We start from the raw sequence: 26,683 nt of genomic DNA, 5'->3' as shown, positions 1-26,683 counted from the left end.
GACACCTGTGTGCGCCTGTGGCGGAGGGTCCATATGGACCTCGTCCGCTATGCGGGCTGCGTGTGTCGCCCGTCCTGCTGAATTCGCATCCCCCTTTTTCCGGGCGCCGTCGCGCGCCCGTTCCGCGAACGCTCCTCAGGACGGTGTACGTGTCTGTCCCCTCGCCCTCCCCTTCCTCCCCTTCGCCTTCCCTGCCCGCGTCCGTCGCGCCGTCCGCCGACCCGACGCCCACCCAGGCGGACCTCCTGGACTTCGTCCGGCGTACGGCGGCCGACGCCGAACTGATCGCCTCCCTGCCGCTCGATCCGGAGGGCCGCACGTGGATCCGGTTGCAGGGCCCCGGCGGCAGTGAGGCCTGGCTGATCGGCTGGCCACCCGGCACCGGCACCGGCTGGCACGACCACGCCGACTCGGTCGGCGCCTTCCTCACCGCTTCGGGCGAGCTCACCGAGAACTCCCTCGCCGCCCGGCTGCCCACCGACGGCTGGAAGACCCTGGAACTCACCGAGGGGGTGGACCGCGTACGCCGGCTGCCCGCCGGACAGGGCCGCGCCTTCGGCCGGCACCATGTGCACGAGGTGTTCAACGAGTCCCGCGAGCGACACGCGATCTCCGTCCACGCCTACTACCCGCCGCTGCCCCGGATCCGCCGTTACAGTCGCACGGGCCAGGTGCTGCGCCTGGAGCAGGTCGAACGCCCGGAGGACTGGCAGTGAGCGGCACGATCGAGCAGCCGGGAACCGCTGGGGTGACGGCGGAACGCCCCCTGGGGATCGACGAGTTGCTGGAGCGCGTGCGCGCCGGCTACCGGCGCGTCGAGGCGCGGGAGGCGCATGAGGCGGCACGGTCCGGTGACGCGCTCCTGGTCGACATCCGGTACGCCGCCCTGCGCGACCGGGACGGACTCATCCCCGGCGCCGTCGTGGTCGAGCGCAACGAACTGGAGTGGCGACTCGACCCCCAGGGCAGTCACCGCCTCCCCGAGGCCACCGGACACGACCTGCGGGTCGTGGTGATCTGCAACGAGGGGTACGCCTCCAGCCTCGCCGCCGCCTCCCTCCACCAGCTCGGCCTGCACCGGGCGACGGACCTGGTCGGCGGCTTCCAGGCCTGGCGCGCGGAGGGGCTGCCGGTGGAGCCGGCGACACCCTGACCGGTCCCGGCCGGACACACCCGCAGGCATGAGGGCCGTGACTACTCCTTCGCCGTGGCCGCCGTCACCGCCCGCGCCCGGAGCGCGGCGCGGCCCGGCAGGGAAGTGGCGACGAGCGCGAGGAGGCCGGCCGCCGCGACGACGCCGGCGTACAGCGGCGGCGTGACCGCCGGGGCGGCCCGGCCCGTCATGCCGACGCTGAACGCGGTGAGCACGGCGAAAGCGATGCCGCTGCCGACCGAAGCGGCGAGGAGCAGGACGCACAGCGCCTCGGTACGCAGCATGCGCAGCACCTGTCGGCGGGTCGCACCGGCGAGGCGGAGCAGTGCGAACTCCCGGACACGCTCGGCGACCGACATGGCGAGCGTATTGACGACGGCGATGGCGGTGAAGGCCAGGACGAGCCCCATGGCCAGGTAGTTGACCTCGGCGTTCCCCTGCTGCCGATCGGTGTGCAGGGCTCCGGCGGCGGCCGGCGAGAGAATCTCCAACCCCGGGAACTCACGGAGGGTAGTCGCGAGTTCTGTCTGTGTACGGGTCGTGCGGACGAGGACGGAAGAGGCGAGCGGGTTGTCGACGTGGCGGGCCACGAGGTCGTGGGCGAGGGTCAGGTCGCCGAAGCCGAGACCCCGGGTGTAGACGGCGGCGACGGTCAGCGTGGCGGGCGTGCCGTCGCCGAGCGTGAGTTTCACGGTGCTCCCCGGCTCCAGATGCTGCTGGTCCGCGGCGAGTTCGCTGACGGCGACGGTGCCGGGGCCGAGCCGGTCGAGGGACCCGGCGGTGACCTCGGGGTCCCAGGTGCGGGTCAGACCCGCGGGGGTGACGCCCTGTGCGGGGTACTTGTCGAGGCCGACCCGGACGGTGGTGCGGACCACCTGGGTGACGATGTCGTGCCGTGTGCGCAACCGCTCGGCCGCCTCAGCGGGTACGCCCGGCCCCTGGGCGACGACGACCCAGTCGGCGTGGACGCCCTCGCGGACCTGGGCGCGGGCGGCGTTGCCAAGGGTGTCCTGGACGAACAGGACGGTGCAGGTCATGCCGACGAGCAGGGTGAGGGGGGTGACGACGGTGGCCATACGGGTGGCGTTGCCGCGCAGGTTCGCGGTGGCGAGCCTGCCACCGTGACCGGTGAGCCGGAGCGGGCCGGCGAGCAGCAGTGCGGCCGCCTTGACCAGGAGGGGGCCGAGCAGAGCGACGGAGGCGGACAGCACGACGACGGCGAGGAACGTCACGGGAGTCGAGGCGGGCTCGGTGCGCAGGGAGGCGAGAACGACGACGAGGACGACCCCGCCGGCGAGGAACAGCAGCCCGGCGGTGATGCGGCCCCAGGCGGGCCGGGTGGGCTCGGCCCTCGATTCCGCCAGGGCCTCGGCCGGGCGGATCCGGGCGATCCTGCGTGAGGCGATCCGGGCCGCCGCCCAGGCACCGAGGAGGGTGGCGGCGACAGCGGCGAGCGGCGGGAAGACACTGACGGTGTGCTCAAGGGTGTCGGGTACAGCGCCCAGGGCGACGAACCTGGCGTGCAGCCAGCCGCCCAGCGGCAGCCCGAGCAGGGCGCCGGCCACGCCCGCCGCCGCACCGACGATCAGCGCCTCCCGGCCGAGCAGCTTGCGGATCTGCCCGGACGTGGCGGCGACGGCCCGCAACAGGGCGACTTCGCGGTGGCGCTGCTGGACGGTGAGCGCGAAGGTGCCGACGACCACCAGCACCGCCACCAGAAGCGAGGTGCCGCCCATGGCGCCGCCCATGCTGACCAGCCGGGTCCGGGCGGCAGCCGCGTCCAGGAACTCGACGGGGCCGCGCGCGTCTCCGGTGCTGACCTGGGCCGTGGTGCCGTGCAGCGCCCGCACCGCGGCCCGGCGCACCCGCTCGGGGTCCGCCCCCTTGACCGGCAGCACCCCGAACGCGGTGACCTGCCCGGGGTGTGCGGCCAGCCTGCGGGCCTCGCCGGCGGAGAAGAAGAGGGACGTCTGGTGGCGTACGGCGGTGGCCGGGGTGGCGATACCGGTGATCCGGTAGGTGCGCGGGGCCTGGGTGGACTGCACGGGAAGCCGGTCGCCGAGCCGCAGCCGGGCCCGCGCGGCGAGGTCGCCGTCGATGACGACGTCACCGGCGGCCCGGGGAGCATGGCCGGCGGTCAGCCGGTACGGGGTCAGCGCGGCGGAGTCCCAGGCATGGCCGTAGGCGGTACGGCCGCCGGTGCCGGACGGGGTCAACGGCTGGGCCATGAAGGTGAGTTCGGGGACGACCCGGGCCACGTCGGGGGTGCGGGCGAGGGTCCCGCGCAGGCGCTCGGGCAGCCAGGCCCGCTCGGCGATGGGCTTCGCCTTGTGCTTGACCTTGGTCTTGCCCTTCTTGTGTTTGACGGTGGTCCGATGCACGTACTGGTCGGCGGAGACCACGACGGGAGCGGCGGCATAGCGCTCGGTACGGATGGTGCCGCGTAGGCCGGTGTCGAGGAGGGTGCCGCAGGCGGTGATCAGAGCCGCCGCGCAGAGGAGAGCGAGGAAGGCACCGAGAAAGCCCGCCTTGCGGGCGCGGACTGTACGCAGGGCGTAACGCAGCATCATGGGGACGGGCTCTCTTCTGTTGTACGCGGCGGTCGTGTCGTGCGCTGGGGGCGCGTACAGACTCGCCGGTGCGGGGGTCGGAGAGCACTGCGGTGGCCCGGCGTCTTCCGACGGGGGCCACCCAACTGTCCGTGGAGGGGGCTACCCCCACCTCCGGGCGCCCGTCATGCTCCTCCGGCCCGAGGAGCCGTCGCACCCTGCCGTCCGAGGGGCGGTCGCCTCCGTCCCACCCCTCCGCTCGTCCCACCCTTTCGTTCATGAGGAGCAGTGGGAAACCCACGCCCGCGAGGCCCCGTCAGAACTCCCCGTCCCCGAGGAAGTCCGTGTCCTCGCCCTCCTCCTCCAGGGCCTGGCGGACGACCCGGAGGGCCATGCCCTCGGGATAGCCCTTGCGGGCGAGCATGCCCGCGAGCCGGCGGAGCCGCTTGTCCCGGTCGAGGCCACGGGTGGCGCGCAGTTTGCGGGCGACGAGTTCGCGGGCGGTCGCCTCCTCCTGCTCGGAGTCGAGCTGGGCGACGGCGTCCTCGATCAACGCGGAGTCGACGCCCTTGGTGCGCAGTTCCCGGGCGAGTGCCCGACGGGCGAGCCCGCGGCCATGGTGCCGGGACTCCACCCAGGCGTCCGCGAAGGCGCCGTCGTCGATGAGCCCGACCTCCTCGAACCGTGACAGCACCTCCTCGGCCGCGTCCTCGGGGATCTCCCGCTTGCGCAGGGCGTCCGCGAGTTGCTTGCGGGTGCGCGGGGTCCCGGTGAGCAGGCGCAGGCAGATCGCCCGGGCCCGCTCGACCGGGTCCCCTGAAGACTCCCCCCGCTCGTCCCTCGCCGAGGGAGGGGCGCCTTCGTCCTCATCGGGTCCGGACGCGTCGCCGAACCCGCGCCGCCGGCCGCGCCCCCGGCGACCGCTGCGCGCTCCCCCGGACCGCGCGGTACCACGGCCGCCGAGCGAACCGCCCCCGTACGGCTCGCCGTCCTCGTCTCCCAGGTCGGCGGCACCGCCGGCACCGTCATAGCCGCCGGTCCCGTGGTACGCGTCATGTCCGCCGTACGCGCCGAACCCGTCGTCCCCGTGTCCGCCGGCCCGGTGTCCTCCATCGCCCTCCGGGGCGGAGTCCGGGTGGCTCCCGGTGCCCCTCCCCCGTGGGGCACCGGGTGTGGCGTACTCGTACTCGGCCCAGTCGGTTCGTCGTGTCACGGGTCAGCTCTTGGCTGCGGCGGCCTTGGGCTTGGTGGCCTTGGCGGCTGCCGGGGCGGGTACCGACTTGGCGGGGTCGTCGGCCGCCGTGGTGGTGACCGCCGCGTCGGCGCCCGGCTCGGCGGCGGGCTCCTCCGGACGGACGCCCACGCCCAGCTTCTCCTTGATCTTCTTCTCGATCTCGTTGGCCAGGTCGGGGTTGTCCTTGAGGAAGTTGCGCGCGTTCTCCTTGCCCTGGCCGAGCTGGTCGCCCTCGTACGTGTACCAGGCGCCGGCCTTGCGCACGAAGCCGTGCTCCACACCCATGTCGATCAGACCGCCCTCGCGGCTGATGCCCTGGCCGTAGAGGATGTCGAACTCGGCCTGCTTGAAGGGCGGCGCGACCTTGTTCTTGACGACCTTGCAGCGCGTGCGATTGCCGACCGCCTCCGTGCCGTCCTTCAGGGTCTCGATGCGGCGGATGTCGATACGCACCGAGGCGTAGAACTTCAGCGCCCGGCCACCCGTCGTGGTCTCCGGGGAGCCGAACATCACGCCGATCTTCTCGCGGAGCTGGTTGATGAAGATCGCGGTGGTCTTGGACTGGTTGAGCGCGCTGGTGATCTTCCGCAGCGCCTGGCTCATCAGGCGGGCCTGCAGACCCACGTGGCTGTCGCCCATCTCGCCCTCGATCTCCGCGCGCGGGACGAGCGCGGCGACGGAGTCGATGACGATGAGGTCCAGGGCACCGGAGCGGACCAGCATGTCCACGATCTCCAGGGCCTGCTCGCCGTTGTCCGGCTGGGACAGGATCAGGTTGTCGATGTCGACGCCGAGCTTGCGCGCGTACTCGGGGTCGAGGGCGTGCTCGGCGTCCACGAAGGCGACCTGGCCGCCGGCCTTCTGCGCGTTCGCCACGGCGTGCAGGGTCAGGGTCGTCTTACCGGAGGACTCCGGTCCGTAGATCTCCACGACACGGCCGCGCGGCAGGCCACCTACGCCGAGGGCGACGTCGAGGGCGGTCGACCCGGTCGGGATGACCTCGATGGGCTCCTTCGACCGCTCGCCCATGCGCATGACCGCGCCTTTGCCGAATTGCCGTTCAATCTGTGCGAGCGCGGCGTCGAGCGCCTTCTCGCGGTCGGTTCCTGCCATGGGTTCCACCCGGTTTGCTTGAGTCGATCGCTTCACGTCAAAGACGCTAACGCCTGCCACTGACAATGCGCCCCGACGCAGGCCCAGCCTGTGGATAACCGAGGGACATCTACCCGCGAATCGGGGCGAAATCCCCCACCGAAGCCTCGCCTGAGCCCCCATAAGAATGGATGTTCGATTTTTGTGTCAAGCGCGCCACACGGCACCGGCCGGGGCTCCGGTGGGGCGGGCCCCGACTCCCGCCGGACAGGGACCAGGGCTTCCGTAAGGTGGGCGGAGATGAACGACGACGACCGGACGCCGGCCCTGTTGCACGCCCTGGACAGACTGCCCGGACCGCATCACCTGGAGCACCCCGACGGCTTCGACCGCGCCGCGGCCCGGCTCCGGGCGGCGAGGCTGCGGGACCGGCTCACCCAGGACTTCGGCCGCCCCTGCCGGCTCGACGAGGGCATCCAGGACGCGAGCTTCTCCTTCTCCGTGGACGTCCCGGCCGAGGCGACCGGGGCCGGGATGCTCATCGCCGTGCGGCTGAGCAACTACGGCGATCTGGCGGTGGTCACCACGCCGGCGCTCTGCAGCCACGACGACCTCGACGACGCCGTGCGCGACGGAGCTCTGTCGGGAGCGGACCGCGACCGGATCACGGCCGCCCTGTCGGACCTGGGCTACCGGCTGGTCGCCCCGCGGCTGCTCCACCGGCCGTACGACGGTGTGACCTGGCTCGCCGACGAGGGCAACGCGACCTGGTGGACCCGGTTCTTCGACCACCTGTGACACGGGCCGGACCGCTCCCGCCGGCGTACCGCGGGTGTCTCCGGCCGGACGACGACCACGCGGACCGGGCCTCTGTCACGCGACGGGGCTGCTTCTCGTCCTGTCCGGCCTCGTCCACCTGGTGGTGTTCGGTCGACGGCAGCACGCGGGTTCATCATGGGCCTCAAGGCTTCCGGGCGCCCTGCTGATCGGGCTGGCCTCCGGTGCGGCGATGGTCGCGCGCGGGGTCGTCCTGACGCGGAGCGGCCACCAGGAGGCGGCCTATCGCTCGACGGCCCCGCTCAAGCCACCGCACGGGGTGAGCCTGCACGCGGTGCTCGTGCTGCCCCTGCTGGCCCGGCTGTTGTGCCGTACGCCGTGGAGCGAGCGGACACGCCGGCGGATCGTGGCCGTGGCGGCGGTCTGCTGCACGGCGGCCGTCGCCGTGGCCGCCGGGTGGGCGGTGCTGACGTACTGAGGCGGCGCGGCAGCGCGCAGGCGGGCTACGGCCGCTGTTCCCCGCCGGAGCGACGGCCGGCCCAGGACCGGCGCACGCGCGTGAGCATCCCCGGCCCGTCCGAACCACTGCCGCGGCGCCCGTGCACCCGGGGGTCGTCCGTGACGGCGTACCGCTTCACGTACGCCCCCAGGAACGCCTGCAGCGTGGCCACCGCCGGGATGGCGATCAGCGCGCCGACCGCGCCCAGCAGCGCGGTGCCCGCGACGACCGAGCCGAAGGCGACCGCCGGGTGGACGTCGACCGTCTTCGCGGTCAGCTTCGGCTGGAGCATGTAGTTCTCGAACTGCTGGTAGATCACGACGAAGATCAGCACCCAGAGCGCGTACCAGGGGTTGACGGTGAACGCGATCAGCATCGGCAGCGCGCCCGCGAGGTAGGTGCCGATGGTGGGGATGAACTGCGAGACCAGGCCCACCCAGACGCCGAGCACGGGCGCGTACGGCACAGCGAGGGCCTCGAGCAGGATGTAGTGGGCGATGCCGGAGATGAGCGCCATGAGGCCGCGCGAGTACAGGTAGCCGCCCGTCTTGTCGACGGCGATCTCCCAGGCGCGCAGCACCTCGGCCTGGCGTGCGGGTGGCAGGACCGAGCACAGGGCGCGCCGCAGCCGGGGGCCGTCGGCGGCGAAGTAGAACGAGAACAGCGCGACCGTCAGCAGCTGGAAGAGCCCGCCGAGGACCTGGGCGGAGACGTCCAGGACTCCGGCCGCGCTGTTCTGCACGTACTTGCGCAGCCAGTCGGAGTGGAGCAGCCCCTCCTGGACGTCCACCCTTCTGAGGTCGGTGTGGAAGGTCTGGTTGATCCAGTGGATGAGCGAGTCGAGGTAATCCGGGAATCCCTCGATCATCTTGATGATCTGGCCGGCCAGCATGGACCCGAGCAAGGTGACGAATCCGGCGGCGAAGACGGTCAACCCGAGGAAGACCAGGAAGGTGGCGAGCCCCCTGCGCATGCCACGGGCCGCCATCCGGCTCACCGCGGGCTCGATCGCGAGGGCCAGGAAGAACGCGATCAATATGTTGATCAAGAGTCCGGTCAGCTGGTGGAAGGCCCAGCTGCCGAGCTGGAACGCGGCGATCAACGCGAGCGCGAGCACCATGGCGCGCGGCAGCCAGCGCGGCATCCGGCCGCCCGGAGCGACGGCGCCGGAGACCGGAGGCCGGCCGGGCGGGGTCGTAGCGGCCGGTGCTGCCTGCCCGGCGGACGGTTCGCCGTCCTCGGGAGCGGGTGCCAGGGGGTCCTCGTTCGGTGCCACGCGCCCAGTCTCACCCACGCCACCGACAACCGGTGCCCCACGGCGATCTTCGTGACAGATCAGTGCCGTACTGTCGACTTCTCCACCGGCAAATCCGGCATCCGGCCGACTGATCAGCGCTTCTCGCCCGGCACGTCCATCACCGCGCAGACCACGCGCCACACGTCCTTGGCCTCCCAGCCGGCGTCGAGCGCCTGGTTCACCGTGCGTCCGCCCAGCTCCGACATGACGTGATCGCGCGCGAAGGTGTCGGCGTACCCCGGACCGAAGTGTTCCGCCATCCGCTGCCAGAAGACCGTCAACCGCATGACTCCAGTATCCCGCCCCTGGGGGTGGGCCCTGCCCGGGAGCGCCTGCCGAGACCGCTTTCCGTCCTACGGTCTGACGCATGGCCGAATCAGGAGTTCCCCCGCTCCCCTCCACGCCCCCGGCGCGTTCCCCGCTCTTCCGCGCCGAACAGTTCGTGTGGCTCACCGCGCGCGTGCTGGAGCAGCACCTCTTCGCGTACCACTTCCTGCGCGGCAGCCCGGAGGCGGTGGAAGCGGCCCTGGACGCCTACCGCAACGAGGACGGCGGCTACGGGCACGCTCTGGAGCCGGATCTGCGCGGACCGGTCAGCCAGCCCCTGCACACCGCGCGCGCCCTGCGCGTGCTGGACGCCATCGGACGCTGCGGCGGTCAGCGGGTGGAGCGCGTGTGCCGCTACCTGACCTCCGTCTCCACCCCGGACGGTGCCCTGCCGGCGATCCATCCCAGTCAGCGCGGGTATCCGACGGCGCCGTTCGTCCCGGTGGTCGACGACCCGCCCAGCGACCTGCTGGCCACCGGGCCGGTGGTCGGGCTGCTGCACCGCAACGAGGTGTGGCACGCCTGGCTGTTCCGGGCCACCGACTTCTGCTGGCAGGCGGTGGAGTCCCTGGAGAAGTCGCACCCCTACGAGGTGCAGGCCGCCGTGACCTTCCTGGACTCCGCTGCGGACCGCCCGCGCGCGCAGGCCGCGGCCGAACGGCTGGGCCGCCTGGTGCGGGAGCAGCGGCTCGCCGCGCTGGACCCGGACCGGCTCGACGCGTTCCCGGTCGCGTCCGGCTATGCCCCGGGCGAGCACCACTTCCCGCACGACTTCGCCCGGAGCCCGGACTCGCTCGCGCGCGCGTGGTTCACGGACGACGAGATGACACGCTCGCTGGACCACCTGGCCGCCGAGCAGGAGGAGGACGGCGGCTGGCCGGTCCGGTGGCGCCGCTGGGCCCCGGCGCCCGCCCTGGAGGCGCGCTCCCTGGTGACGATCGACGCCCTGTGCACGCTGCGGGCCTACGGCCGCTTCGTGGGCTGAGCCGCCCGGTGAGCGGGCCGGGTCCGCCCGCCGCTGGACGGGCCCGGCCCGCACACCCCCACCGGCCGCCTCACCCGCCGGACGGGCACCGGCCCCCGGCTGGCCGCCTCCCCCGCCCGCCGCTCCGCCGACAGTCCGCCTCACCCGCCGTCGGCCCGCACGCCCGCGGACACTCTCCCTCACCCGCCGAAGGCCCGCACTCCCGCCGTCACCGCCACGGCCGCGGCGACGACCAGCAGGAACGGCGCGCGCAGCACGAGCGCCACAGCCGCCGCGCCGAGTCCGGCGGCCCGGGCGTCCAGTACGAGTGCGTGCCCGTCGGCGAACGTCTGCTGGGCCGTGAGCGCGGCGAGCAGGGCGACCGGCAGCAGGGCGGCCAGCCGCCGCACGTACGGCCGCTCCACAGCGTGCGCCGGAACCAGCAGGCCGGCGAGCTTGACGGCGTAGCAGCCGAGGGCGGTCACGCCGATCGCGATCCAGGTGTTCACCGCTCCTCCTCCGAGCCGTCCAGCTCCTCCTGTCGGGTACGGCTCCCGCGCCGGCCCTCCGCGAAGAGCGCCAGCGGGGCCGCCAGCGCCGCCACCAGCACCGGCACACCGGCCGGCAGGACGGGCAGCAGACCGAGGCCGAGCAGGACGGCGAGGCCGGCGACCGCGCGCTCGGTGGCCGTCTTCAGCATCGGGGCGAGCAGCGCCAGGAACACGGCCGGCCCCGCCGCGTCCAGGCCCCACGCGCGCGTGTCGCCGATCGCCCGGGCTCCCAGGGCACCGAGCAGTGTGGTGAGGTTCCACAGCACGTACAGGCTGAGCCCGGTGACGGTGAAGCCCAGCCGCGCGGCCCGCCGGTTCGGCTGGGCCAGGGTCACCGCGGTGGTCTCGTCGATCACCCACTGCGCGGCGAACGGTCGTACCGCGCGCGGGAGCGCGAGAAGCTGTGACAGCCGCAGCCCGTAGAAGGCGTTGCGCACGCCGAGGAAGAAGGCGCCTGCGGCGGCCGTGAACGGGTTGCCCCCGGCGGCGAGAGCTCCGACCAGCGCGAACTGGGAGGCGCCGGTGAACACCAGGAGGCTGAGCGCGCAGGTCTGGAGCAGCCCGAGTCCGCTGCCGGCCGAGGTCACTCCGAAGGCGAATCCGGACACGCCCACGGCGACGCCGACCCCGAGGGCGTCCCGTACGACGGCCGCGTCCGGCTTGTCCGTGCCGTCGGCGGTCTGGTTCGTGAGTGCTATGTGCTGTGCCACGCCCCGGACGGTACGGGCGGCCGTCAGCCCGCGTCTTGTACGTTCTTGCGCTCCACCAGCCCGGCCCGCTCCCCCGGACCAGCGCGCCGCGGACCAGGGCGGCTCGCCGGCTCGGTGCGCTCCGCCGGCCTCCTGCGCCCGCCGGGGCCGGCGTGCTCGCGCTGGTACGCGCCCGGGGCCACGCCGACGATCCGGGCGAAGTGCCGGTTGAGGTGGGGCTGGTCGGTGAAGCCGACGGCGACGGCCGCCTCGGCGGGGGTCGTCCCCGCGTCCAGCAGCAGCCGCGCGTGGCGCACACGGGCGTCGGTCAGCCAGGTGTGCGGCGGCATGCCGTAGGCGTCGCGGAACGCCCGCAGCAGGGCGAACGGGCTGGTCCCGAGGTCGGCGGCCAGCTGTTCCAGGGTCGGTGGATCGGCCATCCGCTCCTCCAGCACCGCACGCGCGCGTGCCGCGATCCGCGCGCCGGCCGTCCGGAGCCGCCGCTGGGGCAGGGGGCCGCCGTTCAGCCGCAGCAGCCTGGTGACGGCGACCCGCAGGAGCGTGTCGGCGGCCAGCGCGTTGCCCTCCTCGGCGGCGCGCAGCACCTGGTGCACCAGACGGGCGGTGTAGGGGTCGTCGAGGACGGGGCTGACGAAGCCCGGCGTGCCCCGGAGGGTGGTGGTCTCGGCTGCTATCGCGGCGACCACGTCCGGTGACGGGTACAGGGCACCGTACCGCCAGCCCTCGGGGACCCCGGCCCGGCCGGTGTGCGGGGTGTCCGGGTTGATGAGAGCGAGCGCTCCCGCACCCGCGGAGACGTCGGAGCCGCGGTGGTGGAAGACCTCGACACCGTCGGCGATGGCCGCGATCACGAAGTTCTCGTGGGTGTGCCGGACGAAGGTCTTGCGGATGTAGCGGGCCCGCAGCAGGTCGACGCCGGGCAGCTCCGCGTACCGCCAGTGCCGTGCCCGCTCCCCTGAACCCGCCATGAGCCCATTGTCCGCCCGCCCGGCCGGCCCGCCGACCCCGGTCGACCCGGCCCGGCCCCGCACGGCCGCCGTACGGGGCGCGACCGGGGCAGGGCTCGCCCCGCCCCTTCGCGGTTCGGCCACGGCCGGTACCGGCCCTCGCCACCGTGGCGCTCCCGTCCGGTCTCGAGCGCGCCCACCCCGCCGCCCTGCCACCGGACCATCCCCCTCGCCGCCCCGCGCCACATGTCCCGTGCTCGCCCGCGGCGGGCCGACCGGCGACCGCCGGCCGGTGCGGTGCCGCGTTTGCGCAGGTCACGGCGATTGTCAGTGGGTGGGTGCAGGATGGACGCATGGTCAGCTCCGCACACCGAGCCCTCGACGGCTTCTCGCCCGCGACCCGCGGCTGGTTCACGGGGGCCTTCTCCGCGCCCACCGCGGCCCAGGCGGGTGCGTGGCAGGCCATCCGTGAGGGCTCGGACGTGCTGGTGGTCGCCCCGACCGGCTCCGGCAAGACGCTGGCCGCGTTCCTCGCCGCCCTCGACCAGCTGGCCTCGACCCCGCCCCCGGCCGACCCGAAGAAGCGCTGCCGGGTGCTGTACGTGTCCCCGCTGAAGGCCCTGGCGGTCGACGTCGAGCGCAATCTGCGCAGCCCGCTGACCGGTATCCGCCAGGAGTCCGTGCGGCTGGGCCTGCCCGAGCCGGAGGTCAGGGTCGGCATCCGCTCCGGCGACACCCCGGCCGCCGAGCGCCGCGCCCTGTCCACCCGCCCGCCGGACATCCTGATCACCACCCCCGAGTCGCTGTTCCTGATGCTGACGTCGTCCACGCGTGACGCGCTCACGGGCGTGGAGACGGTGATCCTGGACGAGGTGCACGCGGTCGCCGGCACCAAGCGCGGCGCGCACCTCGCGCTCTCCCTGGAGCGGCTGGACGAACTGCTGCCCGAGCCCGCCCGCCGGATCGGCCTGTCGGCGACCGTGCGCCCGGTGGACGAGGTGGCCCGGTATCTCTCCCCGCGCCGCAAGGTGGAGATCGTCCAGCCCGAGTCGGGCAAGGAGTTCGACCTCTCCGTGGTCGTCCCGGTCGAGGACATGGGCGAGCTGGCGGGCGCCCCGGCCGCCGACGCCTCCGAGGGCGGGGAGCGGCCCTCGATCTGGCCGCACGTGGAGGAGCGGATCGCCGACCTGGTGCAGGCCCACCGGTCCACGATCGTGTTCGCCAACTCCCGTCGTCTGGCGGAGCGGTTGTGCAACCGGCTCAACGAGATCGCGTACGAGCGGGCCACCGGCGAGCCCCTGGACGAGCACCACTCCCCCGCCCAGCTGATGGGCGGATCCGGCGCGGCCCAGGGCGCGCCGCCGGTGATCGCCCGTGCGCACCACGGCTCGGTCTCCAAGGAGCAGCGCGCCCTCGTCGAGGAGGACCTCAAGGCCGGGCGGCTGCCCGCGGTGGTGGCCACCTCCAGCCTCGAACTCGGCATCGACATGGGTGCCGTGGACCTGGTGGTCCAGGTCGAGTCCCCGCCGTCGGTCGCCTCCGGTCTGCAGCGGGTGGGCCGCGCGGGACACCAGGTCGGCGCCGTCTCCACCGGTGTCGTCTTCCCGAAGTACCGGGGCGACCTCGTCCAGGCGGCCGTGGTCACCGAGCGGATGCGCACGGGCGCGATCGAGTCGCTGAAGGTGCCCGCGAACCCGCTCGACGTGCTCGCGCAGCAGCTGGTCGCGATGACGGCGCTGGACACCTGGCAGTTCGACGACCTGCTCGCCGTGGTCCGCCGCGCCGCCCCGTTCGCCTCGCTGCCCGAGTCGGCGTTCACCGCGACGCTGGACATGCTGGCGGGCCGCTATCCGTCGGACGCGTTCGCGGAGCTGCGCCCGCGCGTGGTGTGGGACCGCGTCACCGGCGAGATCACCGGCCGCCCCGGTGCCCAGCGCCTCGCCGTCACCTCCGGCGGCACGATCCCGGACCGCGGCCTGTTCGGCGTCTTCCTCGCCGGCTCCGACCCCAAGAAGGGCGGCGGCCGGGTCGGCGAACTGGACGAGGAGATGGTGTACGAGTCCCGCGTGGGGGACGTCTTCACGCTGGGCACGAGTTCCTGGCGGATCGAGGACATCACGCGCGACCGGGTCCTGGTCTCGCCCGCGCCGGGCGTGCCGGGCCGGCTGCCCTTCTGGAAGGGCGACCAGCTGGGCCGGCCGCTGGAGCTGGGCCGGGCCGTGGGCGCGTTCCTGCGCGAGGTGGGCTCGCTGCCCAAGGACGACGCCCGGCTGCGGCTGCTGGCGGCGGGCCTGGACGCGTGGGCGGCGGACAACGTGCTGTCGTACCTGGACGAGCAGCGCGAGGCCTGCGGCCACGTCCCGGACGACCGCACGATCGTCGTGGAGCGGTTCCGCGACGAGCTGGGCGACTGGCGGGTCGTCGTCCACTCGCCGTTCGGCGCCCAGGTCCACGCCCCCTGGGCCCTCGCCCTCGGCGCCCGCCTGTCCGAGCGGTACGGCATGGACGCGCAGGTCATGCACGCCGACGACGGCATCGTGCTGCGCCTGCCCGACGCCGACCTGATGGGCCTTGACCTGCTCGACCAGGAGCCCGTGAAGGCCGGCACCCCCCTCGACACGGCGGTCGACGGCGACCAGGCCCCGGTCGGCGCCGCCGACGTCGCCTTCGACAAGGGCGAGGTCGACCAGATCGTCACCGACCAGGTCGGCGGCTCGGCGCTGTTCGCCTCCCGGTTCCGGGAGTGCGCCGCCCGCGCGCTGCTGCTGCCGCGCCGCAATCCCGGCAAGCGCACCCCGCTGTGGCAGCAGCGCCAGCGGGCGGCGCAGCTGCTCCAGGTGGCGAGCGAGTTCGGCTCGTTCCCGATCGTCCTGGAGGCGGTCCGCGAATGCCTCCAGGACGTCTTCGACGTCCCCGGGCTGGTCGAGCTGATGGGCGACATCGAGTCCCGCAAGGTGCGCCTGGTCGAGGTGACCACGCCGGAACCGTCTCCGTTCGCCCGTTCCCTGCTCTTCGGGTACGTCGCCCAGTTCCTGTACGAGGGCGACTCCCCGCTGGCCGAGCGGCGCGCCGCCGCGCTGTCGCTGGACTCGCGGCTGCTGGCCGAGCTGCTGGGCCAGGCGGAGCTGCGCGAACTGCTCGACGCGGAGGTGCTGACCGAGCTGGAGCGCGAGCTGCAGTGGCTCACCGAGGACCGCCGGGTCAAGGACGTCGAGGGCGTCGCCGACGTGCTCCGGCTGCTCGGCCCGCTGACCGACGTGGAGCTGGTCGCGCGGGGTGCGGACGCGCAGTGGGCGAGGGAGCTGGCCGGGGCCCGCCGGGCGATCAAGGTGCGGATCGCGGGCACCGACCACTGGGCGGCCGTCGAGGACGCGGGCCGGCTGCGCGACGCGCTCGGCACGGCGCTGCCGGTCGGTGTGCCCGAGGCGTTCACCGAGCCCGTCAAAGACCCGCTGGGCGACCTCCTCGCGCGGTACGCCCGTACCCACGGCCCGTTCACGTCGGCCACCGCGGCGGCCCGGTTCGGCCTGGGGGTGGCGGTCACCGAGGGTGCGCTGCAGCGCCTGGCCGCGGCCGGCCGGATCGTGCAGGGCGAGTTCCATCCGGCGGGCATCGGCCAGGAGTGGTGCGACGCGGCCGTGCTGCGCCGTTTGCGCCGCCGTTCCCTGGCGGCCCTGCGGCATGAGCTGGAGCCCGTGCCGCCCGCCGCGCTGGCCCAGTTCCTGCCGCAGTGGCAGCACATCGGCAAGGGGCACGGTCTGCGGGGCGTCGACGGACTGGTGCGGGCCGTCGAGCAGTTGCAGGGTGCGTCCGTGCCGGCCTCCGCGCTGGAGAAGCTGGTCCTGCCGTCCCGGGTGGCGAACTACACGCCTTCGATGCTGGACGAGCTGACCGCCGCGGGCGAGGTGGTGTGGGCCGGAGCGGGCGCCCTGCCCGGCAAGGACGGCTGGGTGTCCCTCTATCTCGCGGACGCGGCCCCGCTGCTGCTCCCCGCACCGCACCCGCTGGAGCCGACCGCGCTCCACCAGTCGGTCCTCGACGCCCTCTCCGGTGGCTACGGCCTGTTCTTCCGGCAGATCGCGGACCAGGTCCGCGCCACCACGCACCCCGACGTCACCGATCCGCAACTGGCCGACGCGCTGTGGGACCTGGCCTGGTCGGGCCGGCTCACCAACGACACCCTGGCGCCGATGCGCTCCCTGCTCGGCTCGGGCCGTACGGCGGGCTCGACCGCGCATCGGGCCAAGCGCGCCGTCCCGCGCGGGCGCTACGGCTCCCTGACGGCCGCCGCGCGCACCGCGTCCCGCACCGGTCCGCCGACCGTCGCCGGACGCTGGTCCCTGCTGCCCGCGGCCGAGCCGGACGCCACGGTGCGGGCGCACGCGCTGGCCCGCACGCTCCTGGACCGGCACGGCGTGGTCACCCGGGGCGCGGTCGCCGCCGAGGGTGTCGAGGGCGGCTTCTCGGCGGTGTACCGGGTGCTGTCCGCGTTCGAGGACAGCGGTCAGGCCCGGCGCGGGTACGTGGTCGAGGGACTGGGCGCGGCCCAGTTCGCCATGGACGGCGCGGTGGACCGCCTCCGCGCGGTGGCGAACGCCCGAGAGCGAGCCGAGGGCCTGCCCACCCCGGCCGGCCCGCAGGGCTTCGGCGTCCCGGGCGGGGCGAACGGCTTCGGCGCCCGCGATGCCGTGGACGGCTTCGCCGAGCCGGACTTCCCCAACCCGTTCGACGGGCCCGACGGCCCCGGCAGCCCCACCGGCACCCCGCACGGCCACACACCCCCCGGCGCCTCCGACGGAGCCGAGGGCGGTTTCGGTCACCCCGGTCTGGACGGCGACTTCACCTGGCCACCGCAGGACCCCGGCGGCGACGGCGCCCCCGCGGCAGCCCGCGACCTCGCCGACCCGTTCGCCTCCCCCGGCTACGGCGGCCCCCGCGGCGGCGGTTCCACCCCCTACGGCTCGGCCGCGTACGGCGCGTCCCCGTACCGCGGCCACGGCTACGGTCGGTCGGGCACCGCCGCGCCCGACCCCCGCGCCGTGGTCCTCGCCGCCGCCGATCCCGCGAACGCCTACGGCTCCGCGCTGCCCTGGCCGGAGTCGCCGACCGGGGCCGGGCACAAGCCGGGCCGCAAGGCGGGGTCGCTGGTCGTCCTGGTGGAGGGCGAGCTGACGCTGTACATGGAGCGCGGCGGCAAGACGCTGCTGGCCTGGCCGTCCGCGCCGGACACGGCCGCGACGGACGACGCCCGTCTGCGTACGGCCGCCGAGGCGCTGGCCGCGGCAGCCCGCGCGGGCTCACTCGGCACGGTCACGGTCGAGCGGATCAACGGCGCCCAGGCCCTGACCTCCCCCATGGGCACCCTCCTGGAGGCGGCGGGATTCGTGGCGACACCGCGCGGCCTGCGCCTGAGAGCGTGAGGCCGCGCAGGTCCGGCAGGCCCGGCAACGGGACCGCCGCGGGGCCGGACGCCTGGCCCGCCCGACAAGATGACCGGCACGGGACCGGCCTGGCACCCTTGACCCATGCCCGAAGGTGACACGGTCTGGCAGGCTGCGCGGCGGCTGCACGAGGCCCTCGCGGGCAAGGCGCTGACCCGCAGCGACTTCCGCGTGCCGAAGTACGCGACGGTCGACCTGACCGGCCGCAGGGTGCTGAACACCATCCCGCGCGGCAAGCACCTCCTCACCCGGTTCGAAGGCGGCCTCACCCTGCACACCCACCTGCGGATGGAGGGCGCGTGGAAGGTGTACGGCACGGGCGAGCGCTGGCGGGGCGGACCGGCGTACCAGATCCGGGCGGTCCTCGGCACCGTCGACCGTACGGCCGTCGGCTACCGGCTGCAGGTCCTGGAGCTGCTGCGCACGACCGAGGAGGAGCGGGTCGTCGGCCACCTCGGTCCCGACCTGCTCGGCCCGGACTGGGATGCCGAGCGGGCTCTGGCCAACGTCCTCTCGGACCCGGCCCGCGAGCTCGGCGAGGCCCTGCTGGACCAGGGCAATCTGGCCGGCATCGGCAACGTCTACAAGAGCGAGCTGTGCTTCCTCCTCGGCGTCACCCCCTGGCTGCCGGCCGGGGCGCTCCCCGCGGACCGCGCCGCGCAGCTGCCCGGTCTGGCCAAGCGGCTGCTGGAGACCAACCGCGACCGCCCGGTCCGGCAGACCACCGGCCTGCACCGGCACGACCTGTTCGTCTACGGCCGCGCACCCCGCCCGTGCCTGCGCTGTCACACCCCCGTCCGGGTGGCCGACCAGGGCGACGGCTCCCAGGAGCGCCCGACCTACTGGTGCCCCACCTGCCAGACGGGCCCCGCCCCCGCGCCCGGCACGCCCCAGCGCTGGCGCGACAAGTACCCGCGCCGCACCAGCTGACCGCCCGGCCCGACCGTAGGAAGCCTCGCCGTCCGACCCGTCATCCGGGCCGTCAGAAATCCTCCTGCCGTCCTTCCATGTCCCTCACCCCTTCCATGCCCCTCACCGCGTACGACCTCAGCGGACGCACCGCCTTCGTCACCGGGGCCGCCGGTGGCATCGGGCGGGCCTCCGCCGTACTGCTGGCCGAGGCGGGTGCGACCGTGCACTGTGCCGACCGGGACGCCGACGGCCTCGACGGCGCGGCCGCGCTGATCGAGGACCGCAGCGGCACGGCCCGTGCCCACGTCCTCGACGTCACCGACCGGGGCCGGCTGGGCGAGGCGGTCCGGTCCTGCGGCCGGCTGGACGTGCTGGCGGCGATCGCCGGCATCATGCACAGCAGCCCGGTGCTGGAGACCCGCGACGAGGACCTCGACCGGGTGCTGGACGTGAACTTCAAGGGGTCCTCCACGCCTGCCAGGAGGCGGCCCGGCTGATGCTCGCCCGCCGGACTCGCGGCAGCATCGTCACCATGGCCTCCGGCGCGGTGGACACCGGCGGCGCCGGGCTGCTCTGCTACGGCGCGGCGAAGGCGGCCGTCGTGCAGCTGACCAAGACGCTGGCCACCGAGGTCGGCCCGCACGGCATCCGGGTCGACGCCGTCGCACCGGGCTGGATCCGCACTCCGATGACCGACCGGCACGACCGCGAGGCGCGGGCGCACACCGAGGCCGCGATGACCCGGATGACCCCGCTGGGCAGGGTCGGCGAACCGGACGACGTCGCGCACGCGGTGCTGTATCTGGCGTCGGACGCGTCGGCGTTCATGACGGGTCGGATACTTCGCCCGAACGGGGGTGCGGCGATGCCTTGGTGACGTCCCCGGCCCGCCAGGCGGCCACCCAGCGCCCCGGGCGCACGGCGCCGGTCGCGCGCCCCTTGGGCATACAGTGCACGGGCAGCAGGCTCAGCCCCCAGCCACCGGCGGCGACGGCCCCTTCCAGCACACCCGAGCCCTCCCCCACGGCAAGCCGCAGCACGGCCCACCACCACACCGCTCCCAGGCCGAGCGCGAGCCCCCAGCGCACTGTCCGTCCCGCCATGCCCGCCATCACCTCCAGCCGGACGCTAGACCGCCGCCCCGAGCGCGCGGGAGGCGCACCGAGGGCTCACGGATGCAGCGCCGGGAGACAAGCGGTCCGCCCGGCGCTCACAGCGGCCTTCCCGCACAGGGCACCGACCGGCCCCGGCCACACGGCTTACGCGTTCTCCGCCTGGAACATCCAGTGGTGCTTCTCCAGGTCCGCGGTGATCCCGATGAAGAGGTCCTGGGACACCGGGTCGGGCTCGCCGGTCGCCTCGACCCGCTCCCGCATCCGGGTGATCACCGAGCCCAGTGCGTCCACCATCGCCCCGACCGCGTCCGCGTCCTTGATCCACCCGGCCGGCGTGGTCTTGATGCCGCTGCCGGAGGCGACCGTGCCGACGCGTCCGTCGGGCGGTACGCCCAGCGCAGAGGCCCGCTCGGCCACCGTGTCCATATGGGCGCGGGCGGAGTCGACCACCTCGTCCAGCTGGAGGTGGACGGAGCGGAAGCGCGGACCGACGATGTTCCAGTGGATCTGCTTGGCGACCAGGGAGAGGTCGACCAGATCGACGAGGGCGCCCTGGAGCGCCTCGGACACGGTCTTCAGGTCTCCGTCGGCCAACGGGCTCTTCACGACGTACATCCGCTTCCTCCGGTGTTCGGGCGCCGTCATGTCCCTCCCACGATGACCGCACCACACAACACCGGCAAACGGGCGCCATCGGGTGGAAAGCGACGAAAAAGCCCCGGCCGGCTTCCCAGGTCTCCCTGGAGAAGCCGGCCGGGACTCAAGACGTATCGGTCGCTTCACCCGTATCCGGATCACCACACCGCGTCCGGGTCACCGCACCCGTGTCCAGGCCGCCTCACCGGTATCGGATGGATCAGCACTCGTGCCGGACCGTCGACCTCGCGCGTGAACCTCACGCGGCGACGACGTCCACCGCTTCCGCGGGCGCCTTGATGGTCACCCGTTCCGGTGGCACGCCGGTCACCGACACGGAACCCAGCATCGGCCGGACCGGTGTGGGCACGGGCTCGGTGGCCCGGGCGGACTGGGCCAGTTCGGCGAGCGCGAGTTCGTCGCTCACCTCTCGCATCAGTTCCGACATCCGTACGTCCAGCGCGTCGCAGATGGCGGCGAGCAGCTCGGAGGAAGCCTCCTTCTGCCCCCGCTCCACCTCGGAGAGATAGCCGAGTGAGACTCGGGCGGACGAGGAGACTTCGCGCAGAGTACGGCCCTGGCGTTGGCGCTGCCGACGCAGCACGTCACCCAGCAGGCGACGGAGCAGAATCATCGGTGGCTCCCTCCTCGGACCGCGTAGCCGCATCCTTCTCGCCCCACCGTACCGCCTTGCGCCGCGGCCGTGCGGGGAGCGATGTCGTGTTCACTCAGGGCTGCAAACATCAAAACCCCCCGTTCCGTTCCGTATCCTGTGCCCGCTCATTCCCAGTCTGTTCGCCCGCAAGCTGCTCCAGGAGCACTGCGAGTACGCTCCGTACACTCTCCATACGAATTTCCGCACGGCTGCCGTTCAACCGCAGGGCCTCGACTTTTCCGCCACCGGCAGAACCGGACCGGGCGGTGAGGGGTCCGTCGACGGCCACGAAGACCGTCCCGACGGGCTTGCCGTCCTGCGGATCGGGGCCGGCGACGCCGGTGGTCGCGATGCCCCAGTCGGCGCCCAGAGCCTTGCGGACTCCGGCTGCCATCTGGCCCGCGACCTGCGGATCCACCGCTCCGTTCTGGTCCAGCAGGGTGGCGTCGACGCCCAGCAGCCGATGCTTCAGTTCGGTGGCGTAGGCGGTGACCGAGCCCCGGAACACCCGGGAGGCGCCGGGTACCCCGGTGATCTCCGCCGCTACCAGGCCACCGGTCAGCGACTCCGCGACGGCGAGGGTCTCACCCCTCACGGTCAGTAGTCGCACCAGTTCGGTGGCCCGGGAACTCACGCTTCCTTCTCCTCCAACGCTGCCGCGCGCTCGGCGATTCCCCGCCGGCGCAGCACAATGGCTTGTCTCACGTAGTCGAGGCCCGTGACGACGGTGAGGACGACCGCCACGGCCATCACCCAGAAGCGCAGGCTGGCCAGCCACCCGGTCAGGGCCAGGACGTACATCCCGACGGCCACGCCCTGGGTGAGCGTCTTCAGCTTGCCGCCCCGGCTGGCGGGGATCACACCGTAGCGAATGACCAGAAAACGCAGCAGGGTGATGCCGAGTTCCCGGCCGAGGATGACGGCCGTCACCCACCACGGCAGATCGCCGAGGGCGGAAAGACAGATGAGCGCCGCACCCATGATGGCCTTGTCGGCGATGGGGTCGGCGATCTTCCCGAAGTCGGTGACCAGGTTGTAGGTGCGCGCCAGATGTCCGTCGAACAGGTCGGTGATCATGGCGATGGCGAAGGCGGCCCAGGCCAGGGACCGCCAGGCCGGGTCATAGCCGCCGCCGGCCAGCATCAGCGCCACGAAGCCGGGCACCAGGAGCAGCCGGAGCATCGTCAGCAGATTGGCGACGTTCCAGACGCTCGCCTGGTTGACGGCCGCGGCCGCGATCTTCGCGCCACGCGGGGACTTGCCGCCCTCGGGAGCCGTGGCCGGACCCGAAGCAGAACCGGAGACCTCGGACGGGGTTCCGCCGTCGGCAGCGGCGGCGGAGCCCCGGGCGCCCTGCGCGCCGGAGGAGCCGCCCGCGGCGGATGCCGGGACTCCGGTCATCTGCCCGCCTCCTCACTACACGCGAGCGAGCCGGTCAGCGGCTCGGCCACCAGGTCGACGCCCTCGGTGCCGACCACCTTCGCCTCGACCATACGTCCGACGCTCAGGCCCGCGCCGCTCGTGAGGAGCACCTGGCCGTCCGTCTCCGGCGCCTGGTGCGCGCCGCGGCCGTGCACGCCCTCCTCCTCGTCCACGGACTCCACCAGGACGTGGACGGTCTCGCCGACGCGCTCCTCGGCGCGCTGCGAGACGAGTTCCTCGGCGAGCCGGGAGATGTGGGCCAGGCGCTCGGCGACGACGTCCTCGTCCAGCTTGTTGTCGTAGGTCGCCGCTTCGGTGCCCTCCTCGTCCGAGTAGCCGAAGACGCCGATGGCGTCCAGCCGGGCGCCGTTCAGGAAGCGCTCCAGCTCGGCCAGGTCGGACTCGGTCTCGCCGGGGAAGCCGACGATGAAGTTGGAGCGCACGCCGGCCTCGGGGGCCTTGCTCCGGATGGTGTCGAGCAGTTCCAGGAAGCGGTCGGTGTCGCCGAAGCGGCGCATGGCGCGCAGCACGCCGGGCGCGGAGTGCTGGAAGGACAGGTCGAAGTACGGGGCGATCTTGGGGGTGGAGGTCAGGACGTCGATGAGCCCGGGGCGCATCTCGGCCGGCTGGAGGTAGCTCACCCGCACCCGCTCGATGCCGTCGACCTCGGCCAGCTCCGGCAGCAGGGAGTCCAGCAGGCGGATGTCGCCGAGGTCCTTGCCGTAGGAGGTGTTGTTCTCGGAGACCAGCATGATCTCCTTCACGCCCTGCTCGGCCAGCCAGCGGGTCTCGTTCAGGACGTCGCTGGGGCGGCGGGAGATGAAGGAGCCGCGGAAGGAGGGGATGGCGCAGAAGGAGCAGCGCCGGTCGCAGCCCGAGGCGAGCTTGACCGAGGCGACCGGGGAGCCGTCCAGACGGCGGCGCAGCGGCGCACGGGGACCCGAGGCGGGCGCGACGCCTTCCGGGAGGTCGGCCGGGCCGTGCCCGGGCAGCGCGACGGACGCCGCCGACTCCTGGCGCTCGGCCGGGCTGATCGGCAGCAGCTTGCGCCGGTCGCGCGGGGTGTGGGCGGCGTGGATGCCGCCGGACAGGATGGTCTGCAGGCGGTCGGAGATGTTCGTGTAGTCGTCGAAGCCGAGGACGCCGTCGGCCTCGGGCAGCGCCTCGGCCAGCTCCTTGCCGTACCGCTCGGCCATGCAGCCCACCGCCACGACGGCCTGGGTTCTGCCGTGGCCCTTGAGGTCGTTGGCCTCCAGCAGCGCGTCGACGGAGTCCTTCTTGGCGGCCTCCACGAAGCCACAGGTGTTGACCACGGCGACGTCGGCGTCCGCGGCGTCCTCGACGAGCTGCCAGCCGTCCGCCTCCAAACGGCCTGCGAGCTCCTCGGAATCCACCTCGTTACGGGCGCAGCCGAGAGTGACGAGTGCGACGGTACGGCGTTCAGGCATGGGCTCAAGACTACTTTGTCTCACTGACAGCCCACGTCGACGGGGTTGGCCGATTGTGGCCGACTCCGTCACACCTCCGCCCGCCGGGGCCCTCGTCAGCCCGCCACCGGGTCGCCCTTCGTGTAGGTGAGGCGCTCGACCGCGCCGGGCCGGAAGTTGTCGTCGATCTTCTTGCCGTTGACGTACAGCTCGATCGCACCGGCGTCGCCGAGGATCAGGTTGATCTTGGAGCTGTCCTGGAAGGTCTTGGACTCGCCCTTCTTCAGCAGCCCGTCGAAGAGCATCCGGCCGTTGTGGTCCTTGGCCGAGATCCAGCTGCGGCCGTTGGGCGCGCTGACCTGGACGGTGACCTTGTCCTGGGGCGCGGCGGCGATGGCGCTGTCGGAGGGCTCGCCGGTCGGCGCCGCGGGCTTCTCCTTCTTGGGCGTGGGTGAGGCGGACTTGCCGGGGGTGGGCTCCTGGCCCTCGGCGACCTGGGACTTCGCGTCACCGGCGTCTCCGCCGCCCTTGAACGCGGTGAACCCGACGAACCCGATCACCACGACGATCGCGGCGACCATCGCGGCGGTCCAGTTCGGGCCGCGCCGCTCGGGCCGGATCCGCTCCGCCTCGAACAGGGGTGCGGCGGGGGTGGGCGCGGGCCGGCCGCCGTGCTCGGCGTCGTACTGGGCGATCAGCGGCTCGGGATCGAGGTGGACGGCCCGGGCCAGCGTGCGGATGTGCCCGCGGGCGTACACGTCGCCGCCGCAGGGGGCGAAGTCGTCCGCCTCGATGGCGTGCACGATGGCGATCCGGACACGAGTGGCACGGCTGACGTCGTCCACGGTGAGCCCGGCCGCGATCCGCGCCTGCTGCAGCGCGCGGCCCACGGTGGGTCGGGCTTCCTGGGACTCGTCTCGGAACGGACGCTCGTCTTCAGGGGAGTTGCCGAGGGACACGGGGGCGCCTTTCGAGCGTGTAGCCGCCTGTGCTGGAAGCTCAGTCTAGGGGGGTGACGAAAGGGTAGGACAACCGGACGGTAGGACATTTGTGCGCCATCGGAATGGCCGGACAATCCGATGGTTTGACAGGCTGGTACCCCATGATGGGACGCCTACCTGTCCTTTCGCTCAACTGGACGTACGACAAAGGGAAACGGTTGCCCGCCGCCCGCTAACGGGTGGGTCACGGCGATCCCGCCACCCGGCGTAAACCGCGTCCGCCGAACGGCCCTTCGCCGCTCACCCCTCCGACTCCCCGCGGATCATGGCGAGCACGCCGTCCAGCTCGTCGGGCTTCACCAGCACGTCACGCGCCTTGGAGCCCTCGCTCGGCCCCACGATGTTGCGGGACTCCATGAGGTCCATCAGCCGGCCGGCCTTGGCGAAGCCGACGCGCAGCTTGCGCTGGAGCATGGACGTCGAGCCGAACTGCGTGGAGACGACCAGCTCGGCGGCCTGGCACAGCAGGTCGAGGTCGTCGCCGATGTCCTCGTCGATCTCCTTCTTCTGCTTGGCGCCCACGGTGACGTCGTCCCGGAAGACCGGCGCCATCTGCTCCTTGCAGTGCCGGACGACGGCCGCGACCTCCTCCTCGGTCACGAACGCGCCCTGCATGCGCGTCGGCTTGTTCGCACCCATCGGGAGGAACAGGCCGTCGCCCTTGCCGATCAGCTTCTCGGCGCCGGGCTGATCGAGGATGACCCGGGAGTCGGCCAGTGAGGAGGTGGCGAACGCCAGCCGGGAGGGCACGTTGGCCTTGATCAGGCCGGTGACCACGTCGACCGACGGGCGCTGGGTGGCGAGGACCAGGTGGATGCCGGCCGCGCGCGCGAGCTGGGTGATGCGCACGATCGCGTCCTCGACGTCCCGTGGGGCGACCATCATGAGGTCGGCCAGCTCGTCCACGATCACCAGCAGGTACGGGTACGGCTGCAGCTCGCGCTCGCTGCCCTCGGGCGGCTTGACCTTGCCCTCGCGCACCGCGCGGTTGAAGTCGTCGATGTGCCGGTACCCGTAGGCGGCCAGGTCGTCGTACCGCAGGTCCATCTCGCGGACCACCCACTGCAGGGCCTCGGCGGCCCGCTTGGGGTTGGTGATGATCGGCGTGATCAGGTGCGGGATGCCCTCGTAGGCGGTCAGCTCCACGCGCTTGGGGTCGACCAGGATCATCCGGACGTCCTCCGGGGTCGCCCGCATCATGACCGAGGTGATCAGGCAGTTGATGCAGGACGACTTGCCGGAGCCGGTGGCGCCGGCGACCAGCATGTGCGGCATCTTCGCCAGCGAGTGCATGACGTACCCGCCCTCGACGTCCTTGCCGAAGGCGACCAGCATCGGGTCGTCGTCCTCGGCGGACTCCGCGAGCCGCAGGACGTCACCGAGGTTGACCATCTCCCGGTCGGTGTTCGGGATCTCGATGCCGACCGCGGACTTGCCGGGGATCGGGCTGATGATCCGCACGTCCGGGCTGGCCACCGCGTACGCGATGTTCTTGGTCAGCGCGGTGATCCGCTCGACCTTCACGGCGGGGCCGAGTTCGACCTCGTAACGGGTGACCGTCGGACCGCGGGTGAAGCCGGTGACGCGCGCGTCGACCTTGAACTCCGTGAAGACCTGGGTGAGCGAGGCGACGACGGCGTCGTTGGCCGCGCTGCGGGCCTTGCCGGGGCCGCCGCGCTGGAGCAGGTCCAGGGAGGGCAGCGCGTAGGTGATGTCGCCGGACAGCTGGAGCTGCTCCGCGCGCGCGGGCAGCTCGCGGGGTACCTCCGGGGCCTTCTTGGTCAGGTCCGGGACGGATCCGGTGGTCAGCTTCTCCTGCTTGGGGCGGGCCGCCGGGACCGGCGCGGGAGCGGGAGCGGGTTCGGCGGCGGGCGCCGGCGCGGGCACCGGGGTGGTGTCCTCGCGCTCGCCGGCGCTGACGCCCTGGGTGAGGTCGGCGACGAGCGGGGACGGCGGCATGCCGTGCAGGACGGC

Annotated in this window: 23 protein-coding genes and 2 pseudogenes; 9 read left to right on the top strand and 16 right to left on the bottom strand. The window is 73.2% G+C overall.

Annotation, left to right across the window (positions count from 1 at the left end):
- Window positions 1-33: 33 nt before the first annotated feature.
- The 3 genes from ABZV94_RS24050 to ABZV94_RS24040 all read left to right on the top strand — a co-directional run bounded on the left by ABZV94_RS24050 (window position 34) and on the right by ABZV94_RS24040 (window position 1,153).
- The gene (locus tag ABZV94_RS24050; protein ID WP_309506048.1) at window positions 34-81 is read left to right on the top strand and encodes a hypothetical protein; all 48 of its coding nucleotides are present in this window, start codon (window positions 34-36) and stop codon (window positions 79-81) included.
- A gap of 68 nt (window positions 82-149) precedes the next feature.
- The gene (locus tag ABZV94_RS24045; RefSeq protein WP_356343459.1) at window positions 150-716 is read left to right on the top strand and encodes a cysteine dioxygenase; all 567 of its coding nucleotides are present in this window, start codon (window positions 150-152) and stop codon (window positions 714-716) included.
- Window positions 713-1,153, top strand: coding sequence for a rhodanese-like domain-containing protein (locus ABZV94_RS24040; protein ID WP_356343456.1), 441 nt, complete (start codon window positions 713-715; stop codon window positions 1,151-1,153). The genes ABZV94_RS24045 and ABZV94_RS24040 overlap by 4 nt, the downstream gene beginning before the upstream one ends.
- A 41-nt stretch (window positions 1,154-1,194) precedes the next feature.
- Here the strand turns inward: ABZV94_RS24040 and ABZV94_RS24035 are convergent, their stop codons facing one another.
- The 3 genes from ABZV94_RS24035 to recA all read right to left on the bottom strand — a co-directional run bounded on the left by ABZV94_RS24035 (window position 1,195) and on the right by recA (window position 6,049).
- A complete protein-coding gene (locus tag ABZV94_RS24035) occupies window positions 1,195-3,723 on the bottom strand; it encodes an FtsX-like permease family protein (RefSeq protein WP_356343454.1) in 2,529 nt (842 codons plus the stop codon).
- A 295-nt stretch (window positions 3,724-4,018) separates the two neighbouring features.
- Entirely contained in the window at window positions 4,019-4,915 is an 897-nt protein-coding gene (gene recX, locus ABZV94_RS24030) for a recombination regulator RecX (RefSeq protein WP_356343452.1), read from the bottom strand.
- Window positions 4,916-4,918: 3 nt separating this feature from the next.
- Window positions 4,919-6,049, bottom strand: a complete 1,131-nt coding sequence (gene recA, locus ABZV94_RS24025) for a recombinase RecA (RefSeq protein WP_356343450.1) — start codon at window positions 6,047-6,049, stop codon at window positions 4,919-4,921.
- A gap of 279 nt (window positions 6,050-6,328) precedes the next feature.
- On the opposite strand from recA, the gene ABZV94_RS24020 reads away from it, so the two are divergent.
- Window positions 6,329-6,826, top strand: a complete 498-nt coding sequence (locus tag ABZV94_RS24020) for a hypothetical protein (protein ID WP_356343448.1) — start codon at window positions 6,329-6,331, stop codon at window positions 6,824-6,826.
- 181 nt (window positions 6,827-7,007) lie between these two features.
- Window positions 7,008-7,283: pseudogene (locus ABZV94_RS24015) on the top strand (hypothetical protein); the annotation flags it as partial.
- Between the two features lie 25 nt (window positions 7,284-7,308).
- Here ABZV94_RS24015 and ABZV94_RS24010 read toward each other — a convergent pair.
- Both ABZV94_RS24010 and ABZV94_RS24005 read right to left on the bottom strand, forming a co-directional pair.
- On the bottom strand, window positions 7,309-8,559 hold the full coding sequence (locus ABZV94_RS24010) for an AI-2E family transporter (protein WP_356343484.1): 1,251 nt from the start codon (window positions 8,557-8,559) through the stop codon (window positions 7,309-7,311).
- Window positions 8,560-8,693: 134 nt separating this feature from the next.
- On the bottom strand, window positions 8,694-8,888 hold the full coding sequence (locus tag ABZV94_RS24005) for a DUF3046 domain-containing protein (protein ID WP_103817556.1): 195 nt from the start codon (window positions 8,886-8,888) through the stop codon (window positions 8,694-8,696).
- An 80-nt stretch (window positions 8,889-8,968) separates the two neighbouring features.
- On the opposite strand from ABZV94_RS24005, the gene ABZV94_RS24000 reads away from it, so the two are divergent.
- Window positions 8,969-9,913 carry a hypothetical protein gene (locus ABZV94_RS24000; RefSeq protein WP_356343446.1) on the top strand — a complete coding sequence of 315 codons (945 nt, stop codon included), beginning with the start codon at window positions 8,969-8,971 and terminating at the stop codon, window positions 9,911-9,913.
- A 179-nt stretch (window positions 9,914-10,092) separates the two neighbouring features.
- Here the strand turns inward: ABZV94_RS24000 and ABZV94_RS23995 are convergent, their stop codons facing one another.
- The 3 genes from ABZV94_RS23995 to ABZV94_RS23985 are packed head-to-tail and all read right to left on the bottom strand — an operon-like array spanning window position 10,093 to window position 12,121.
- The gene (locus tag ABZV94_RS23995; protein WP_356343444.1) at window positions 10,093-10,401 is read right to left on the bottom strand and encodes an AzlD domain-containing protein; all 309 of its coding nucleotides are present in this window, start codon (window positions 10,399-10,401) and stop codon (window positions 10,093-10,095) included.
- Window positions 10,398-11,153 carry an AzlC family ABC transporter permease gene (locus ABZV94_RS23990; protein ID WP_356343442.1) on the bottom strand — a complete coding sequence of 252 codons (756 nt, stop codon included), beginning with the start codon at window positions 11,151-11,153 and terminating at the stop codon, window positions 10,398-10,400. The genes ABZV94_RS23995 and ABZV94_RS23990 overlap by 4 nt, the downstream gene beginning before the upstream one ends.
- Before the next feature lie 23 nt (window positions 11,154-11,176).
- Window positions 11,177-12,121, bottom strand: a complete 945-nt coding sequence (locus ABZV94_RS23985) for an AraC family transcriptional regulator (protein ID WP_356343439.1) — start codon at window positions 12,119-12,121, stop codon at window positions 11,177-11,179.
- Between the two features lie 332 nt (window positions 12,122-12,453).
- Here ABZV94_RS23985 and ABZV94_RS23980 point away from each other — a divergent pair, with 332 nt between their 5' ends.
- From ABZV94_RS23980 to ABZV94_RS23970, 3 genes and pseudogenes are all read left to right on the top strand, one after another.
- Entirely contained in the window at window positions 12,454-17,520 is a 5,067-nt protein-coding gene (locus tag ABZV94_RS23980; protein WP_356343437.1) for an ATP-dependent helicase, read from the top strand.
- Window positions 17,521-17,625: 105 nt separating this feature from the next.
- Window positions 17,626-18,471: a DNA-formamidopyrimidine glycosylase family protein gene (locus ABZV94_RS23975; protein WP_356343435.1), complete on the top strand. Its 846-nt coding sequence runs from the start codon at window positions 17,626-17,628 to the stop codon at window positions 18,469-18,471.
- Between the two features lie 95 nt (window positions 18,472-18,566).
- Window positions 18,567-19,330 (top strand): annotated as a pseudogene (locus ABZV94_RS23970) (SDR family NAD(P)-dependent oxidoreductase).
- Here the strand turns inward: ABZV94_RS23970 and ABZV94_RS23965 are convergent.
- The 8 genes from ABZV94_RS23965 to ABZV94_RS23930 form a co-directional block, all read right to left on the bottom strand.
- A complete protein-coding gene (locus ABZV94_RS23965) occupies window positions 19,278-19,556 on the bottom strand; it encodes a hypothetical protein (protein WP_356343433.1) in 279 nt (92 codons plus the stop codon). The pseudogene ABZV94_RS23970 and the gene ABZV94_RS23965 sit on opposite strands and share 53 nt — an antisense overlap.
- Before the next feature lie 156 nt (window positions 19,557-19,712).
- Window positions 19,713-20,183 carry a DNA starvation/stationary phase protection protein gene (locus ABZV94_RS23960; RefSeq protein WP_356343482.1) on the bottom strand — a complete coding sequence of 157 codons (471 nt, stop codon included), beginning with the start codon at window positions 20,181-20,183 and terminating at the stop codon, window positions 19,713-19,715.
- Window positions 20,184-20,463: 280 nt separating this feature from the next.
- Complete coding sequence (locus ABZV94_RS23955; protein WP_014675397.1) at window positions 20,464-20,838, bottom strand: helix-turn-helix transcriptional regulator; 375 nt, start codon at window positions 20,836-20,838, stop codon at window positions 20,464-20,466.
- Between the two features lie 109 nt (window positions 20,839-20,947).
- Window positions 20,948-21,493, bottom strand: coding sequence for a CinA family protein (locus ABZV94_RS23950; RefSeq protein ID WP_356343430.1), 546 nt, complete (start codon window positions 21,491-21,493; stop codon window positions 20,948-20,950).
- Window positions 21,490-22,260 carry a CDP-diacylglycerol--glycerol-3-phosphate 3-phosphatidyltransferase gene (gene pgsA / locus ABZV94_RS23945; RefSeq protein WP_356343427.1) on the bottom strand — a complete coding sequence of 257 codons (771 nt, stop codon included), beginning with the start codon at window positions 22,258-22,260 and terminating at the stop codon, window positions 21,490-21,492. The genes ABZV94_RS23950 and pgsA overlap by 4 nt, the downstream gene beginning before the upstream one ends.
- A complete protein-coding gene (gene rimO, locus ABZV94_RS23940; RefSeq protein ID WP_356343425.1) occupies window positions 22,257-23,729 on the bottom strand; it encodes a 30S ribosomal protein S12 methylthiotransferase RimO in 1,473 nt (490 codons plus the stop codon). The genes pgsA and rimO overlap by 4 nt, the downstream gene beginning before the upstream one ends.
- A 95-nt stretch (window positions 23,730-23,824) precedes the next feature.
- The gene (locus ABZV94_RS23935) at window positions 23,825-24,667 is read right to left on the bottom strand and encodes a RodZ domain-containing protein (RefSeq protein WP_356343422.1); all 843 of its coding nucleotides are present in this window, start codon (window positions 24,665-24,667) and stop codon (window positions 23,825-23,827) included.
- 282 nt (window positions 24,668-24,949) lie between these two features.
- Window positions 24,950-26,683 (bottom strand): DNA translocase FtsK (locus tag ABZV94_RS23930; RefSeq protein WP_356343420.1); only part of this gene is annotated, 1,734 nt, incomplete at its 5' end.

This window comes from Streptomyces sp. NPDC004658 (genome assembly GCF_040609555.1).
Lineage (GTDB): Bacteria > Actinomycetota > Actinomycetes > Streptomycetales > Streptomycetaceae > Streptomyces.
This window is presented reverse-complemented; position numbering and strand designations above follow the sequence as displayed.

What these genes read in the sequence shown, in the direction of transcription:
- ABZV94_RS24035 (WP_356343454.1), bottom strand. Translation starts at nt 3,723, where the DNA reads ATGATGCTGCGTTACGCCCTGCGTACAGTCCGCGCCCGCAAGGCGGGC.
- recA (WP_356343450.1), bottom strand. Translation starts at nt 6,049, where the DNA reads ATGGCAGGAACCGACCGCGAGAAGGCGCTCGACGCCGCGCTCGCACAG.
- ABZV94_RS24020 (WP_356343448.1), top strand. Translation starts at nt 6,329, where the DNA reads ATGAACGACGACGACCGGACGCCGGCCCTGTTGCACGCCCTGGACAGA.
- ABZV94_RS24005 (WP_103817556.1), bottom strand. Translation starts at nt 8,888, where the DNA reads ATGCGGTTGACGGTCTTCTGGCAGCGGATGGCGGAACACTTCGGTCCG.
- ABZV94_RS24000 (WP_356343446.1), top strand. Translation starts at nt 8,969, where the DNA reads ATGGCCGAATCAGGAGTTCCCCCGCTCCCCTCCACGCCCCCGGCGCGT.
- ABZV94_RS23985 (WP_356343439.1), bottom strand. Translation starts at nt 12,121, where the DNA reads ATGGCGGGTTCAGGGGAGCGGGCACGGCACTGGCGGTACGCGGAGCTG.
- ABZV94_RS23980 (WP_356343437.1), top strand. Translation starts at nt 12,454, where the DNA reads ATGGTCAGCTCCGCACACCGAGCCCTCGACGGCTTCTCGCCCGCGACC.
- ABZV94_RS23975 (WP_356343435.1), top strand. Translation starts at nt 17,626, where the DNA reads ATGCCCGAAGGTGACACGGTCTGGCAGGCTGCGCGGCGGCTGCACGAG.
- ABZV94_RS23965 (WP_356343433.1), bottom strand. Translation starts at nt 19,556, where the DNA reads ATGGCGGGACGGACAGTGCGCTGGGGGCTCGCGCTCGGCCTGGGAGCG.
- ABZV94_RS23960 (WP_356343482.1), bottom strand. Translation starts at nt 20,183, where the DNA reads ATGTACGTCGTGAAGAGCCCGTTGGCCGACGGAGACCTGAAGACCGTG.
- ABZV94_RS23955 (WP_014675397.1), bottom strand. Translation starts at nt 20,838, where the DNA reads ATGATTCTGCTCCGTCGCCTGCTGGGTGACGTGCTGCGTCGGCAGCGC.
- pgsA (WP_356343427.1), bottom strand. Translation starts at nt 22,260, where the DNA reads ATGACCGGAGTCCCGGCATCCGCCGCGGGCGGCTCCTCCGGCGCGCAG.
- rimO (WP_356343425.1), bottom strand. Translation starts at nt 23,729, where the DNA reads ATGCCTGAACGCCGTACCGTCGCACTCGTCACTCTCGGCTGCGCCCGT.